Below are 15492 nucleotides of genomic sequence, written 5' to 3'. Positions count from 1 at the left end.
AAGTCGCCGCTTATTCTGCATTTTTAAACCCGGGTGCTTTGCGTGCCTGGGTTATCTGTTCAAATGCATAGGCTATCTCTATGAGTTCCGGTTCGCTCCAGGCTCTTCCGAAAAATGATACACCTATCGGTAATCCGTCTATGTAACCCATGGGCACGGTAATATTCGGGTATCCGGCACGGGCTGCCGGTGAGCTGGAGGATACCGAAAAGTTATCACCATTGGTAAGGTCTGTTTTCCACGCGGGTCCGCCGGTAGGACTAACAATGGCATCCAGGTTATTTTCGTCCATAACTTTGTCAATCCCTTCTTCGCGTGTGTAATTCATCATACGCTCCAGTGCCTCAGTATACTCTTCGGATTCAAGGTCACCCTTTTCACTGGCAGTTATGAGCAGATCGTGGTCGAAATAGCGCATCTCCACGGAATCAGCAAGGGTTACTTTCACCAGTTCTTCCATAGTTTCAACCGGGGCATCATCACCTAAAGATTCAAAATAGTTATTAAGCCCATCCTTGAACTCATAAAGTAGTACCTGGAAAGAATCGCCGCCTACATTTTCTTCGGAAATTTGTTCAAGTTCCACAATGGTCGCTCCGCGATCTTCCAGTAAACGAACGGTTTCATACATCAGCGTATCCACCCGGTGGTGATTGTCCAATGGACCCTTCCAAAAACCAATGCGTTTTCCTTCCAGCCCATCTTCATTTAAGAATTGGGTATAGTCGGTATGGTAATTACCTTCACTTGCTGCTGTTTTGGAATCATCTTCATCCACGCCTACCATAGTTCCCAGCGCAATGGCAGCGTCGGTTACGTTTCGGGCCATCGGTCCGGGTGTATCCTGAGTAAAAGATATTGGGATGATGCCGCTGCGGCTTAGTAAACCAACGGTAGGTTTAATGCCGACCAGTCCATTTGCAGAGGAAGGGCAGGTGATTGACCCGTTGGTCTCAGTACCTATGCCGAATACGGCCAGGTTTGCAGAAGGTGCCGCTCCCGGACCGGAACTGGAACCGCAAGGATTTCGGGTGACATCGTAGGGATTATGGGTTTGACCTCCCAGGCCGCTCCAGCCGCTGGAGGAAAAACTACTGTGAAAATTGGCCCATTCACTCAGGTTTGCCTTGCCAAGTATAATTGCGCCCGCATCGCGTAATTTTTTGGTAATAAATGCGTCATCCGGCGGTATAGAACCCTCCAGTACACGTGCACCCGCGGTAGTGGGCATGTCATAAGTATCAATATTATCCTTCAGCACGATTGGAATTCCATGCAGCGGTCCTCGTTTGGTACCCTCCTGCAATTCCTCATCAAGCATTCGCGCCGTCTCCATAGCATCGGGATTGATATAAATCATGGAATTTAAGGCAGGACCGTTTTTATCAATTTCTTCAATCCGCTGCAAATAAGCTTCCGTTACATCGGCAATGCTGTATGTTCCATTTTCATAATTCTCCATCAGCTCATTGATGGTAACCTCTTCAAGGTCCAGTTGCTTGTATTTGGAAGTTTGCTGGCATGCCGTAAAGCCTATTACCAGCATCAGCAGAAAAAGTTTGACGGCTTTCATAAATCGGGAAATTTAGGTTCAGAGTATGATCAGGCAATATACAATGGGACAGGAATATGTACAGCCGTAATTAAAGTTTTAACATTTTTGGGAGCTAGAAGCTGGATGCTGGATGCTAGAAATTGGAAGTTCGAAGTTGGAAAAATCCTTATTGGAAGGGGACATTTATCGGCAAATAGAACTCCCCAAATCTTATTAATCAAGACTCATCACTCCTCACTCATCACCCCTTAATCCTTATACCTTATACCTTATACCTCAGATCTCCTCACAAATCAAATTTTCGGCAATTTTTGCTGAGGAGAGTACACCGGGCAGTCCGGCGCCGGGATGCGTTCCTGCTCCAACAAAATAGAGATCTTCTACATCCTCGGATCGGTTATGAGGGCGGAACCAGGCTGACTGGGTCAGGATCGGTTCTACAGAGAATGCCGATCCCTTATAACTATTGAGGGTATTCTGAAAATGGAGCGGATCGATATGGTGTTCGGTAACAATATTTTCCTGAAGACCGGGGAGATAGTTGTCTTCCAGAAAATTCATAATGGCATCACGGTAGTGCTTGGCCTGTTGCGTCCAGTCGGTACCGCTATCGAGGTGGGGTACCGGTGACAGCACATAAAATGCTTCGTGACCTTCCGGTGCCAGCGAGGGATCCCTCTTGGTAGGCATGTGCAGGTACAGTGAGAAGTCCTCTGCCAGCTCTTTCTTGTTAAAAATATCTTCCAATAAACCTTTGTAGCGTTCGCCCAGAATAATGTTATGATGTTCCAGTTCTGAGTCGAGGTAGCGTTTCTTGGTTCCGAAATAAATTACAAAGAGCGACATGCTGTATTTGGTCCGCTCAATCTTCCTGTTGGTGTATTTCCGGCGCTTGCTCTCTGGAATCATATGCCGGTAGGTGAAGGCAACATCGGCATTGGATACTATCTTGTCAGTCTTATGTTCTGTACCGTCCTTAAGGCGAATCCCTTTTGCCGTACCGTTTTCGATGAGAATTTGATCTACTTCTGCACTTTTATGAATCTTCCCGCCCTGCTCCAGGATGAGTTTCTCCATAGCCTTAACGATGGCACCGGTGCCTCCCATGGCATAATGCACGCCCCACTCACGTTCCAGGTAGTGAATCATTGCATAGATGGAAGTGGTCTGAAAGGGGTTCCCGCCAACCAAAAGGGGATGAAAAGAGAAACACTTTCTTAGGAAATCATTTTCGATAAACTGGGAAGCATACGAATAAACCGATTTATACGATTGAAGCTTGATAAGGTCAGGAGCTACCTTCAGCATATCCCATATGCTGAGAAAAGGTTTGTCGGCCAGTTCCGTAAAGCCTTTATCAAAAATCGCTTTGGTCGTCTGCAGGAATTTGGTATATCCTTCCTTGTCAGCCGGATTCCATTTCTCAATTTCACTCAATACAAACTCATGATCGCCGTTATAGTCGAATTTTCTTCCCTCATCATTGAAAATTCGGTAAAAGGGATCACAGGGTACGAATTCTACATAATCACTTCGTTTTTTGCCTGCAGCCTCAAATATTTCATCAAAAAGAAAAGGGGCGGTAATAACTGTTGGACCACCGTCAAATGTAAAGCCGTCAATTTCATAGACGTAGGCGCGTCCACCAAGCTTGTCGCGTTTTTCAAACAGCTCCACGTCAAATCCATTAGAGAGCAGTCGCGATGCTGTTGCAAGTCCGCCAAAACCACTGCCAATAACAATTACTTTTTTCTTCATAGAAAGCGATAAACAGGTTGATGAAAATAAGGTGCTATAACCTCAAGGTGGGGCCTTAACATTCCCATATGATGATAAGGTTTTTGTGACTACCTGTTTTGTTTAGATTTTTGGGAATTCAGAAACCGGGAAAATGAATGTTCGGAAACATTGAACATTTAATCATTCTCTATCTGTTTCACATAGCCGCTAAATCCCTCGTTGCGTAAATCCTGAAGATTTCTCTGGGCTTCATCTTTGTCAACATAGACACCGTAATATACGCGGTAAACCGTTTGGTTGTTGAGTGGAATTCGTTCAACACGCGACCCTTTGATCTTTCTGGACAGTTCAAAAGCACCGGCCTCTGATTCGAATGAACCAAGCTGTACGGTATAGGTTGCAGTCTTAAGATCAGTGGTACGTGAATTTTCCAGGTCTCCCTCAAGCAAAACCAGCCTCACGGGTGCAGTTCCGTTTCCTATCATGTCAATCGTTTCAGCAGCTTTTCTGGAAAGGTCGATAATTCTATTTTTTGCGAAAGGCCCTCGGTCGTTAACTCGAACAACTACCGATTCACCGTTATCCTTATTTTCTACTCGCAGCAGGGTATTGAAAGGAAGGGTGCGATGGGCAGCTGTCAGCCCGTACATATCGTATCTTTCGCCATTGGCGGTCAGTTTTCCGTGAAAGTTCGGTCCGTACCAACTTGCTACTCCTTCTTCGATGACTTCACCGGCTCCGGCGTCAGGATAGGTTACCGGTTTTGAAACTCTTTCGGTGGTTCCGCAGGAGGTAAGCGCCAATGAAATCAGGGCGATCAGTATTATGGGATATAAGGTGCGCTGCACTTGGGTATGATTAAGTCGGTAGATTTTTGTCAAATATATTCTACTGGGGAAACAAAATCCATCGATGATTTTTCATACAGTCTCTAATGCAGGCTTACCCCTTACTAAATTGTGCATAATCACCGGAAGGTATAGGTGTCGCATTATCGACAGGGCGATTGTAAATGTAGATCCATGCGTCACAAATCTCATTGCTTTCTTTCAGACTTACCTTTCTTTTTTTGCGCAGATAAAGACTTTTTTCCGGATTTGCGGGTCGATATGCTTCGTATCGGTCCAGTTCCTGAAGCAGACCGGAACTTTCATCAAATTCAAACAGATCTCCTAATATCTGACTATTCTCATCGGTGGTGGGGGTAGCGGCAGGATGTCCGTCAGCAAAATAGAGTTTGCCCTGAAACGTAGCCTTGGCAATCCATTCGGCGTTATTTTCGAGGTAACGCTGCATGGGATTTGATTCTCCTTTGCGCAAAGTTCCGTAGGTAAATAAGAGTTCTTTGGTAGCCGCCATGGCCTTGCAAAATCTTACAGATACTGTTTGTTGGAAGTGGGGTCTCGATGCTTTACAAAGTTAGGAAGCATTTAACTTCTGGACTTACATCATTGAATAGCGGTATCTCCAAAACCCCAAAAATTTAAGCAGTTTTCGAGTGTAATTGAAAATGAGCCGAAGATCGGATTTGAACCGACGACCTACGCTTTACGAGAGCGTTGCTCTACCCCTGAGCTACTTCGGCTTGTATAAAATGAACTAGTTTTATTATCAATAATAGCAGGAATTCACAATTAACGGAACATCCGGACAATCATTTCAAAGAAAAGTAATATAAGCATACTTCACGAACGTGCACAAGGCCGGAAGTTGAAAATTACAAGTATTGGCTATCATATTAAGTTAGCTTTGTATCTTTCACTTCTCTATTTTCGTTTCCGAAACAAATTGATACCATGCCCGAACTGGATCCAAATACTTCCGTAACCTTTTACCTGATCGTCATAAATGTGATAGTTTCATTACTGGCACTTTATGTCTATCCGCCGCTTCTTGAAATCGGTTATCTGAAGCCGGTACGTGTGGTGCGTCAAAACACCTGGTACGAGCTGATCACTTCAGGATTTCTCCATGCCAACATCGGACACCTCTTTGTAAATATGTTTACCCTCTATTTTTTCGGAAGTGTGATGGAGCGCGTCCTAGGTTCGGGTTATTTTCTCGGACTTTATCTGACCGGGCTTATTGTGGCAGGCATACCTTCAGTAATTAAATTTAAAAATAACGAGAGCTATGCCACTCTTGGGGCTTCCGGCGCAGTAGGAGCTGTTCTATTTGCTTTTATTTTTCTCTTTCCGCTGGAAAATATTTACCTGATGCTCATACCCATACCTATCCCGGCTTTTGTCTTTGCCATTTTATACCTGGCCTACAGCATGTACGAAAGTAAGCAGGAACGCGGTAAGATAAACCATGAGGCCCACCTTGCCGGCGCCATTTGGGGGATGGTCTATCTGTTGATCTTTGTGCCGAATACCATCGACCATATCCTCACTGTTTTCGGTCTGCTCTAACAGTTTGATCGCCGGTGCAACCTACCCGTTTTTATCGCGAAACTCCTGCATAAAGCTTACCAGCGCTTCTACGCTTTCCATAGGCATGGCATTATACATGCTGGCACGAATACCGCCCACACTTCTGTGTCCCTTGAGGGCTACCAGACCGTTTTCAGCGGCTTCGCTCAGAAATTTCTGTTCAAGCTCTTCACTTGGCAGTCTGTATGTAGCATTCATCAGCGAGCGGGACTCTTTTTCGACAGCTCCGCGGTAAAAGTCATCCTTGTCAATCTCTCCATAGAGGAGTGAGGCCTTTTTCTGTGAAAAGCTCTCAAAATAGGAAAGGCCGCCTTTTTGTTCTATCCAGTCAAGTACAAGGTTGACCATATAGACATTGAAGGTAGGAGGTGTATTGAAAATTTTACCGGTATGGGTTTTATACCTTAGTATGGTTGGTACACCTTCAGTTTTGGCTTTCTCCAGCAAATCTTTCCTTACGATAACGATGGTCACGCCTGCAGGTCCGACATTTTTCTGAGCACCGGCATAGATAATACCGTATTTATCCACATCAATGGGTCTGGAGAGAAAGTCGGAAGAGGCATCACAAACCAGCGGTACTCCATTTGTTTCGGGTTCGGTGGGAAACTGCGTTCCGGCAACGGTATTATTAGAGGTAAAGTGTACATAAACAGGATTGCTGCTGAATTTCAGCTCCCCGTTTTTCGGAACGCGATCATAATTTCCTTCCGAACTGCTGTAGGGTACATGGACATACCCAAATTTCTTGGCTTCAGTGATGGCTTTGTCAGACCAGCGGCCGGTATCGATGTAATCTGCCGTCTCATTTTCCCTGAGGAAATTATAAGGGGCCATCATAAACTGACTGCTGGCTCCTCCCTGCAGGAACATTACCTCGAAATCATCGCCGAGGCCGAGGAGGCTGCTCAGTCGTGCTTTAGCCTGCTGGTCAATTTCTGTGTATTCCGCACTTCTATGACTCATTTCCATTAAGGATTGGCCTTTTCCTTTGTATTCCACCAGTTCTTTTTGGGCCTTTTCCAGTACTTCCAGAGGTAGGGTTGCGGGTCCTGCACTAAAGTTGTGTACGCGTTTCATAATAGTAATATCCAAGTATATAAATTAAAATGTGTGTACTAATAAGCCTGATCTGAGCTTTGGTTCAAACCAGGTAGATTTTGGGGGCATAAGCATTTTCTCATCCGAAACCTCCACCAGTTCTTCTATGGAAGTGGGATACATACTGAATGCTGCTGCAGCTTTACCGGAGTCAACGCGGTCTTCGAGTTCCCCGGTGCCGCGTATGCCCCCGACAAAAGAGATATTATCATCACGCCGAGGGTCATTGATACCGAGCATGGGCTGCAGAATAAATGCCTGCAGGCGATGAGCGTCCAGCTGCTCCACGCTGTTTGGGTCTTCAGAAAGGGGAAGCCTCAACCCAAACCATTCACCGTCCATATAAACAGATATCTCACCTTTGTTAGCCGGTTTTGGTGATGCGTTTTCAATGATTTCAAAATCATCTTTCAGGCGTTTCTTAAAATCATTCGGAACAGAATGCAGGATTCGGTTGTAGGCAAGAATTTCCATTTGCGACATGGGGAACAGTACGGCAGGGAAGAAGTTGTACTCTTCACTACCGGTATGATTCTTATTCTGCTCTTTCTTTTCCTCTGCAGCGCGAGATGCACTTTTACAGCGGTGATGACCGTCAGCAATGTAGAGGTGTTCAACCTGTTGAAATGCCCTGGCCAGGTCATCGGAATTTGTAGATTTCCAAACGGTATGCTGCACACCGTCTTCCGCTTTGAAATCAAAAATGGGTTCCCGTTTTTCCATGGTATCTTCGACCATATCATCTATGGATTGCTCATCCTTATAGGTCATCATCACAGGCTCGGCATGCGCCGATTGCGTGAGAATGTGCCGGGTTCTATCGTCTTCTTTAACCGGACGGGTGAGTTCATGCTTCAATATTACTTCATTGTCATAATCTTCTACCGATACGCAGGTAAAAACTCCGGTTTGCGAACGCCCATTCATGATAAGCCTATAAATATAGACAGCTCGTTCATTTTCCTGCTGCAGTATGTTTTTAGATATAAAACGCTTCAGGTTCTCAGCACCTTTGTGATACACACGGTCATCATTGAAATCGATATTCTTTGGTAAATCGATTTCAGGACGAATGACATGCAGGAAACTGTTCGGCTTACCCGCCGCGAGTTTGCGTGCTTCTTCTGAACTGATAACATCATATGGAACACAGGCAACTTCCCTGACATTATCAGGGGTTGGTCTCCATGCTTTAAACGGATGAATGATCGCCATATATCAAAGTATGCTTTAGAAAAAAGGTTTATTTATCAGGCACTTAAAGTAAGTTTAGATGCGCAATTATTAAAGAAGATTTTCAGGAAAAAGCAAAGCATGGTAATCTTAATATTTAGTGCTAAAGGTGTTATTTTAAGATCGAATTCTAATCTAAATAATATTCTATGGATCCAATGAATTTTAACGGGGACAAGCTCTCCGGTGATCAGCAGGAACAGCTATTATTTATGATGCTGATACAGCAGCACCAACAGATAGCAATGATGGGTATGGGAAAAATTAAAAATCCCAACACCGATAAGGTAGAGCGTGAATTGAAGTCAGCAAAATTTGCTATTGATACTCTTGTAATGTTGCAGAAATTCACCAAGGGCAATCTTCCCAAAGAACTTAAAAACTACCTGGAACAGACACTGAATAACCTGCGTCTGAATTATGCCGAAGAAAAGAAAAAAGGCGATGAACCTCTTGAGTCCGACAAGGAAGAAGAGTAGCTAACCATAATTGAGTTATAAAAAGCTATGATAGAAGTGACGGCTGCGGGAGGAGTGCTCTACCGGAATTCCCAAAAAGATTCAGACCCGGAAATATTATTGATGTTTAGGAGGGGCGTTTGGGATCTGCCAAAGGGTAAGCTGGAACCGGGAGAGAGCGTAAGAGATTGTGCGCGTCGGGAGGTCTCAGAGGAAATCGGGAGCACGGTCCCTGAGATCGAGGGACAGCTATGTGATACCTATCATGAGTATAAGGAAGATGATGAAGAAATAGGAAAAACCACTCACTGGTATGCCATGAATCTGCAGAATCCCGACCAGCAACTGGAGCCCGAAGAAAGAGAAGGCATTGAGAAGCTTGAATGGGTGCCTGCCAAGTTAGCAATGCAGCGGGTCGGGTATGAAAATCTGGTGAATGTCATAGAAGATTTCCTGAGATGGTATGAAACTGAAAAATTGATGTGATTTCGTTTTCATAAATAATGCCTCTCTTTTCCGGTTGTAATATCATAGCGAAGCAATCGAAATAAGCTCCACACCAAAAGACTGCATCCTCAAAACATTGATTGGTCTACCGGTTCAATGTTTTCTTTGTATCGCCTATCTGAATAGATCTTTGAAATGGGTATAAAAAATAATGGACATGACCTCAGGCCATGTCCATTATTCTATTTTTAGAAAATTTGTATGCTAATTCTGTAGTCTGAAGACCACCGGCAGGCTGTATTGCACTCGAACAGGCTGACCGCGCTGACGCCCGGGTTTGAACTTTGACTGTTTTACGCATCGCAAGGCTTCTTCGTCCGCACCGCCTCCGATACCACGGATGACACGGGGATCTTCAACATTTCCCTCAGCGTTTACTACGAACTGCACAATTACCTTACCTTCAATGCCGGCCTTTCGAGCCATTTCAGGATAGTTGACGCAACCCTGTAGCTTTTTCATACCGCCGATGAGTTCAGGCATATTTTCAACGACCACAAAGAAGTCTTCCTCTTCTTCCTCTTCCTCGGGGGGAGGAGGCATATCAAGAGGTTCATCAAGATTAATCTCGGCGTCAAGATTAATTTCCTGGTCTTCCACAATTTCGTCATTAGGTACTTCTACCGGTACCTGTGGACGAGGAGGGGGTGGCGGTTTTTCCTGCTGTTCGGTTCGTTGAATTTCCCCCATCTCTACTACTTCCTGTTCTTCCGTGAGGTCGGTGTTTTCGGCTTCTGTTCTGAAATCCACCTTCATTGCTACGATGAAGATGATCAGAACTACAACCATGCCCAGCTCGAGAAACACGGTGTAGTATTTTCTTAGATCTGCTTTCGGTTTCTTTCGTGTATTCTTCATAATCATCCCCTTAAAGAGTTCGAAAGAGTACTATAATTATATAACATCTAATTATAGTAAAAATAATCACTTAAATAAACCGGCTTTCCGGATGGTAAACAGGCTTGGGAGCTGTATTAATATACTTCTTACCATTTAGGAGAATATTTCAAAGCAATAAGAAAGAGGTTAGCCCTACTTAAGCATTGAAGTGTAGGTAGGATATAAAACTAGAAAGGGTATGGCGAATACCATACCCTTTCTTGCTGAAAAATGCGGACGAGCTGATCAGTTCTGCAGCTTGAAAATAACCGGCAGACTGTACTGAACACGAACAGGCTGGCCTCGCTGACGCCCGGGCTTAAATTTCGATTGTTTTACGCAGCGAAGTGCTTCATCATCAGCACCGCCTCCTATTCCACGAGTCACGCGGGGGTCCTCGACATTACCCTCTTTGTTTACTACAAACTGTACGTAAACCTGTCCCTCAATACCGGCTTTCCGGGCCATCTCAGGATAGTTTACACATCCCTGCAATTTTTTCATACCCCCAATCAATTCGGGCATGTTTTCAACGACCAANTTTACTACAAACTGTACGTAAACCTGTCCCTCAATACCGGCTTTCCGGGCCATCTCAGGATAGTTTACACATCCCTGCAATTTTTTCATACCCCCAATCAATTCGGGCATGTTTTCAACGACCAAAAAGAAGTCTTCCTCTTCTTCCTCTTCCTCGGGGGGAGGAGGCATATCGAGAGGCTCGTCAAGGTTGATTTCTGCATCTAGATTAATCTCCTGGTCTTCTAAAATCTCATCATTAGGCACTTCTACCGGTACCTGAGGACGAGGAGGGGGCGGCGGCTTCTCCTGCTGTTCGGTTCGTTGTATTTCTTCCATTTCTACTACTTCCTGTTCTTCCGTGAGATCGGCATTTTCGGCTTCAGTTCTAAGGTCCACCTTCATAGCAGCAATGAAGATAATCAGAACTACAACCAATCCAAGCTCAAGAAAGAGGGTATAGTATTTTCTAAGATCTGCTTTCGGTTTCTTTCGTGTATTCTTCATAATCATCCCGCTTATAGGTTCGAAATAATACTATTGAGATAGTATTTCCAATTATAAAAAAAATAATTACTTATTTAAACCGGTATAGGGGATTAAAGTATAGGTTATAGCGTTGCTATGCTGGTTGTACAGATTAGACCGGTTATATCATCTTAGGATATGCAACTGTGATACCCTTAATCAGGCTTCAACGGAGGAGGGTAAGACTAAACAAAAAAGGGTATGATGTTACTCATACCCTTTTAAAAAATTTTATTTGCTGCTGCGTTTTAGTTCTGCAGCTTAAATATAACGGGAAGGCTGTACTGCACGCGAACCGGTTGGCCGCGTTGACGTCCGGGCTTGAATTTCGCCTGACGTACACAGCGCAGGGCTTCATCATCAGCACCACCGCCTATTCCGCGGATGACACGGGGGTCTTCCACATTACCTTCGGTGTTCACAACGAACTGAACAATGACACGGCCTTCAATACCGGCTTTCCGGGCCATCTCAGGATAATTTACACATCCCTGCAATTCCCGCATTCCGCCGATGAGCTCAGGCATATTTTCAACAACCACAAAGAAGTCTTCCTCTTCTTCCTCTTCCTCGGGGGGAGGAGGCATATCGAGAGGTTCGTCGAGGTTAATCTCGGCATCGAGATTAATCTCTTGATCTTCCACAATCTCGTCATTAGGCACTTCTACCGGTACCTGCGGACGAGGAGGGGGTGGTGGCTTTTCCTGCTGCTCGGTTCGTTGAATTTCCTCCATCTCTACTACTGCCTGTTCTTCCGTGAGATCGGCATTTTCGGCTTCCGTTCTCAAATCAACTTTCATCGCTACGATGAAAATGATCAGAACCACGACCATGCCCAGCTCAAGAAAGACTGTGTAGTACTTTCTTAAATCTGCTTTAGGTTTCTTTCGGTTACTCTTCATATATCCTCTTTACTGGGTTTAAAGGAGATCTTTTAAATTAAATCAGCCCAATTATAATAAAATATATAGTCTGGTACATATTTCATTTGTAAAACAATGCTTAAACAGGCGTGATTCCTTACTTATTTAAGGAAATATATTCCGTCTAGTTTTGCAATTTAAAAATTACCGGCAAGCTGTATTGAACCCTCACGGGATTACCGCGCTGACGTCCCGGTTTAAAGAGGGCATTGCTCACCGCCCGGAGGGCTTCCTCATCACAGCCACCGCCGATGCCCCGTATCACTCGTGGGTTTTCAACTTCACCCTGCTCATTGACAATAAACTGTACGATTACCCGTCCTTCAATACCCGCTTTTCGGGCCATTTCGGGATAACGGATATTTTTCTGAAGTGCTGCCAAACCACCAATCAGCTCAGGCATATTTTCCACTACTACGAAGAAATCTTCATCACCATCGTCATCGCCCTTAGGAGGCGGGGGTAATTCAAGAGGATTATCAAAAGTTAATTCAGCGTCAATATTGATAACCTGATCCTCAATTACTTCGTCATTGGGTACCTCAACAGGTACCGGTGGACGCGGAGGGGGCGGAGGTTTCTCAATCTGTTTGGTTTGGACAATCTCTTCCATTTCTACTACTTCCTGTTCACTGGTTAGGTCTACATCCGATTTCTCCGTCTGCAAATTGACCTTTGCTGCTGCTATAAAAATCAGAAGTGCAGCGATCAACCCCAGCTCCAAAAAGACCGTGTAGTACTTTTTGAGATCAGCCGTTGATTTTTTTCTGTTGTTCATTCTGCTTATCGGCTACTTGCTAATTTCATTTTAGCTCAAAATATGCTATCCAATTTATCAATTTATAAATGGGGTGCAAATATTATTGAGATAGTATAACGCAGGAGATGTACCTTTTATTACTTGTAAGCGTGTATGAGCGGTTAGTGCCCCATATCTGCGAATCGTGTTCGAAATACCGGTCTTAATTGAAGGGTCCTAAGAGAGCTTCTAATCATCGGAGTCGGGAAGTATTTTTTTTAAGCTTAAAACTCCTGCCAGGGCTCCCAGGCTGTCGAATGCGACGTCAAAAAATTCGGCGCTTCTTTGAAAGGGTAGCATGTACTGGAAGACTTCTATTAATATTCCGAAGGTAACCCCGATAAAAAAGATGGTGAACAGATTTAGTTTATTGGAGTTTCTCACATAGAGAAAGGCGCCCAGTAAAAAAGTCCAGGATGCAAAAAGTAGAAAGTGGCCGAGTTTATCATATCCCCAAATAGCACTGGACCCCAGCGTACCCATTGGCACCAGGGTAAGAAAGAGCATGATTAAAGTAACAAGAATAAAAAGACCCGGGATCAGGTATTTACTCCTCAAGAAATAGTCGATCGGTGATTCTTTCATATAAAGTCTTTAGGCTCCACAATACGAGATGAATCTGCTTTTAAAAGGTTTTCAAGTATATGCTTTCCTTTCAATAATGCCAAAGCCGAACTTTTAGCAGCACTGTTATCTCGTGACCAGAAGGCACCAATTTTACCTGCCAGCACATCGCCAAATCCGGCCCTGGAAAATTTGCGGGTATCGTAGGAGGTTAAATAGGCTTTAGCTTCCGGAGTTCCCAAAATTACCGGGTAACCTTTAGATAAGATATTGACATTCTTTTCGGTACTCAACGTTTTTACTGATTCCAGGCGGTCATGATCATCTTCTATGCTTCTGCCGAGTAAATTGGAGAGTTCTCCCGGATGCGGGGTCAGTATCCAGGTAGAAGCTTTGGGTTTATTCCATTCCTTAAGCTGCGCGAGGCACCAGAGTCCGTCGGCATCGAGAAGCATGTCGCCCTCATTGGTTTCCAGAAGCTGTTGCACAAATCCTATAGTACTGTCGTTACGTCCCAATCCCGGACCTATCAGTACTTTCCCTTTCTTTTCACTGATGGTTGCTATCACTTCTTCAGTGTGTTCCTCTTTGAAAAAATAATCGTCTCTTTCTCCTATAGGTTTTTTGATGATTTGCGGGAGGGCTTTTTCATAGATCGGTAAATTCCCATGCGGGCAAACCAAAATAACTGCCCCTATTCCCTCGGCCCATGCACTTTGAGCCGCCAGCATGGCCGCTCCCGTCAGACCTTCAGATCCGGCCACTACATATAATACACCTGCTTCGTATTTATGACGGGGTGACCGGTCCGGTTCTGCCAGAACATATTGATCATCCAGCAGGTAAGCCGAACAGATATCTTTTAGATGGTTGGGGAATGGTAGCTCGCAGTATATCACTTCGCCGGCTTTTCCCGGCCCATCATTGAGATACAATCCCTGTTTAAGCGTTCCAAAGCTGTAGGTCAGGTCGGCCGAAATGGCATTCCCCATCACTTTTCCGGTATCACCATGAAGCCCGGTCGGAATATCCATAGCATATACCGGAAGTTCTTCTTTGTTCGACCAAGTGATAGCTTTGTTATAATCGCCTCGTACTTCAGAATCCAGACCGGTTCCGAGCATACCGTCTATAACGAAATCTGCCTCAGTATGCAGATCAAATTCATTCCACGAAGAGATAATTGTAAGGGAACCTATGGAGGAGTTGGCTTCCTTAATACGCTTTAGCAACTGAAAATTCTTTCGGGTGTCTTCGGAGAGATCATCTGTTCCGCTTATAAAAACAGCGGTTATATCAAATCCATGCTGTAACAGGTACCTTGCTACAACAAGTGCGTCCCCTGCATTATTTCCTTTCCCGCAAAAAAACAGTCCGTGAGACTTAGGTTGAAGTCTCTGAATCAGGTCACGAAAGGCACTGTATCCTGCAACTTCCATAAGGGTGAAGCTTTCAATGCCGAATTCCTGAATGGTTCGGGCATCAATATCCTGACTCTCTTGTGAGGTGGATATGTAAAAAGAGTGGGGAGCGATCAATGAACTCATAGTTACAAAATCGTTTGCATTACACCTGATATAACCAGCGTGAGAACTATTCCGGCAGTGCTTCCCCATACCAGTTCAGGTATGGTATGTATGCCCAGTCGATAACGAGCCCAGAACATCAAGGGTAAAAGTACCAAAAGCATAAATAATGAGAAACCAAGGACCGGAATACCAATACCGGCTACCGATCCCTGAAGCATAATGAATAATATTCCGGCGGTTGATACAGCCGCAGTATGAATACTGATTTTGTAAACCAGGTTTAAGAAATAGGCAATGATTGGATTCAACAGGAATACAACTGAGACAGTAGCAAGGAATTGATAGTTTGAAAAGCTTAGTAGAAAAATAAGGAGACTGCCAACGGTAGTGCTCATGATTGAATAGACGAAAAGGCGGCTCCTGTTTTTTCTATCCGGAACGTCCAGGCTCCCTATTTTCCCATTTTTAAGTTGATACATGACAACTCCAAATGGAATGAGCGTAAAAAATATACCGGCGCTTACTGTAATCAAACCCAATCGGAGAGACGGGATATCCATGATTAAACCAGTTGCAAGGACGACCCAGACGGGTATCAACAGGGGGTTGGCAATATCGGATATGATCCGGGCAAAAGTATCATATACATTCTTTTCCGTATTAACTGCCGGTTTAGAATGAATATGAGACTGTTCCATATGGATTTAGACTAAGAGATAATA

16 protein-coding genes and 1 tRNA gene are annotated in these 15492 nt (G+C 44.4%); 3 read left to right on the top strand and 14 right to left on the bottom strand.

The window, feature by feature from the left end:
* Window positions 1-10 precede the first annotated feature (10 nt).
* The 5 genes from G3570_RS11865 to G3570_RS11845 form a co-directional block, all read right to left on the bottom strand.
* Window positions 11-1573 (bottom strand): amidase, encoded by a 1563-nt coding sequence (locus G3570_RS11865; protein WP_165142538.1) that lies wholly within the window; start codon window positions 1571-1573, stop codon window positions 11-13.
* Between the two features lie 258 nt (window positions 1574-1831).
* On the bottom strand, window positions 1832-3313 hold the full coding sequence (locus G3570_RS11860; RefSeq protein ID WP_165142536.1) for a phytoene desaturase: 1482 nt from the start codon (window positions 3311-3313) through the stop codon (window positions 1832-1834).
* A 158-nt stretch (window positions 3314-3471) separates the two neighbouring features.
* Window positions 3472-4143: a septal ring lytic transglycosylase RlpA family protein gene (locus G3570_RS11855; protein WP_165142674.1), complete on the bottom strand. Its 672-nt coding sequence runs from the start codon at window positions 4141-4143 to the stop codon at window positions 3472-3474.
* 94 nt (window positions 4144-4237) lie between these two features.
* Window positions 4238-4654: a gamma-glutamylcyclotransferase family protein gene (locus G3570_RS11850; protein WP_165142534.1), complete on the bottom strand. Its 417-nt coding sequence runs from the start codon at window positions 4652-4654 to the stop codon at window positions 4238-4240.
* A 154-nt stretch (window positions 4655-4808) separates the two neighbouring features.
* A tRNA-Thr gene (locus tag G3570_RS11845) sits at window positions 4809-4880 on the bottom strand.
* A gap of 211 nt (window positions 4881-5091) precedes the next feature.
* On the opposite strand from G3570_RS11845, the gene G3570_RS11840 reads away from it, so the two are divergent.
* Complete coding sequence (locus tag G3570_RS11840) at window positions 5092-5709, top strand: rhomboid family intramembrane serine protease (RefSeq protein WP_165142532.1); 618 nt, start codon at window positions 5092-5094, stop codon at window positions 5707-5709.
* A 21-nt stretch (window positions 5710-5730) separates the two neighbouring features.
* On the opposite strand, the gene serC is transcribed toward G3570_RS11840, so the two are convergent.
* Window positions 5731-6810: a 3-phosphoserine/phosphohydroxythreonine transaminase gene (serC, locus tag G3570_RS11835; protein WP_165142530.1), complete on the bottom strand. Its 1080-nt coding sequence runs from the start codon at window positions 6808-6810 to the stop codon at window positions 5731-5733.
* Window positions 6811-6834: 24 nt separating this feature from the next.
* Window positions 6835-8046, bottom strand: coding sequence for a DUF1015 domain-containing protein (locus G3570_RS11830; RefSeq protein WP_165142528.1), 1212 nt, complete (start codon window positions 8044-8046; stop codon window positions 6835-6837).
* 167 nt (window positions 8047-8213) lie between these two features.
* On the opposite strand from G3570_RS11830, the gene G3570_RS11825 reads away from it, so the two are divergent.
* Together G3570_RS11825 and G3570_RS11820 are read left to right on the top strand one after the other, a co-directional pair.
* Window positions 8214-8543, top strand: coding sequence for a DUF1844 domain-containing protein (locus G3570_RS11825; protein WP_249067011.1), 330 nt, complete (start codon window positions 8214-8216; stop codon window positions 8541-8543).
* Window positions 8544-8570: 27 nt separating this feature from the next.
* Entirely contained in the window at window positions 8571-9008 is a 438-nt protein-coding gene (locus G3570_RS11820; RefSeq protein ID WP_165142526.1) for an NUDIX hydrolase, read from the top strand.
* 225 nt (window positions 9009-9233) lie between these two features.
* On the opposite strand, the gene G3570_RS11815 is transcribed toward G3570_RS11820, so the two are convergent.
* The 7 genes from G3570_RS11815 to G3570_RS11785 form a co-directional block, all read right to left on the bottom strand.
* Window positions 9234-9887: an energy transducer TonB gene (locus G3570_RS11815; protein WP_165142524.1), complete on the bottom strand. Its 654-nt coding sequence runs from the start codon at window positions 9885-9887 to the stop codon at window positions 9234-9236.
* Window positions 9888-10154: 267 nt separating this feature from the next.
* On the bottom strand, window positions 10155-10376 hold the full coding sequence (locus G3570_RS16420; RefSeq protein WP_249067047.1) for an energy transducer TonB: 222 nt from the start codon (window positions 10374-10376) through the stop codon (window positions 10155-10157).
* Window positions 10377-11203: 827 nt separating this feature from the next.
* Window positions 11204-11857: an energy transducer TonB gene (locus tag G3570_RS11805; RefSeq protein ID WP_165142520.1), complete on the bottom strand. Its 654-nt coding sequence runs from the start codon at window positions 11855-11857 to the stop codon at window positions 11204-11206.
* 145 nt (window positions 11858-12002) lie between these two features.
* A complete protein-coding gene (locus G3570_RS11800) occupies window positions 12003-12656 on the bottom strand; it encodes an energy transducer TonB (protein ID WP_165142518.1) in 654 nt (217 codons plus the stop codon).
* 210 nt (window positions 12657-12866) lie between these two features.
* Window positions 12867-13262 carry a VanZ family protein gene (locus G3570_RS11795; protein ID WP_165142516.1) on the bottom strand — a complete coding sequence of 132 codons (396 nt, stop codon included), beginning with the start codon at window positions 13260-13262 and terminating at the stop codon, window positions 12867-12869.
* Window positions 13259-14788 (bottom strand): NAD(P)H-hydrate dehydratase, encoded by a 1530-nt coding sequence (locus tag G3570_RS11790; RefSeq protein ID WP_165142514.1) that lies wholly within the window; start codon window positions 14786-14788, stop codon window positions 13259-13261. The genes G3570_RS11795 and G3570_RS11790 overlap by 4 nt, the downstream gene beginning before the upstream one ends.
* Before the next feature lie 2 nt (window positions 14789-14790).
* A complete protein-coding gene (locus G3570_RS11785) occupies window positions 14791-15468 on the bottom strand; it encodes a hypothetical protein (RefSeq protein WP_165142512.1) in 678 nt (225 codons plus the stop codon).
* Window positions 15469-15492 lie beyond the last annotated feature (24 nt).

It is taken from the genome of Halalkalibaculum roseum (assembly GCF_011059145.1).
In the GTDB taxonomy this organism is placed as follows: Bacteria; Bacteroidota; Rhodothermia; order Balneolales; family Balneolaceae; genus Halalkalibaculum; species Halalkalibaculum roseum.
Note: the sequence above shows the minus strand (reverse complement) of the source record. Positions and strands in the feature narration are given on the sequence as shown.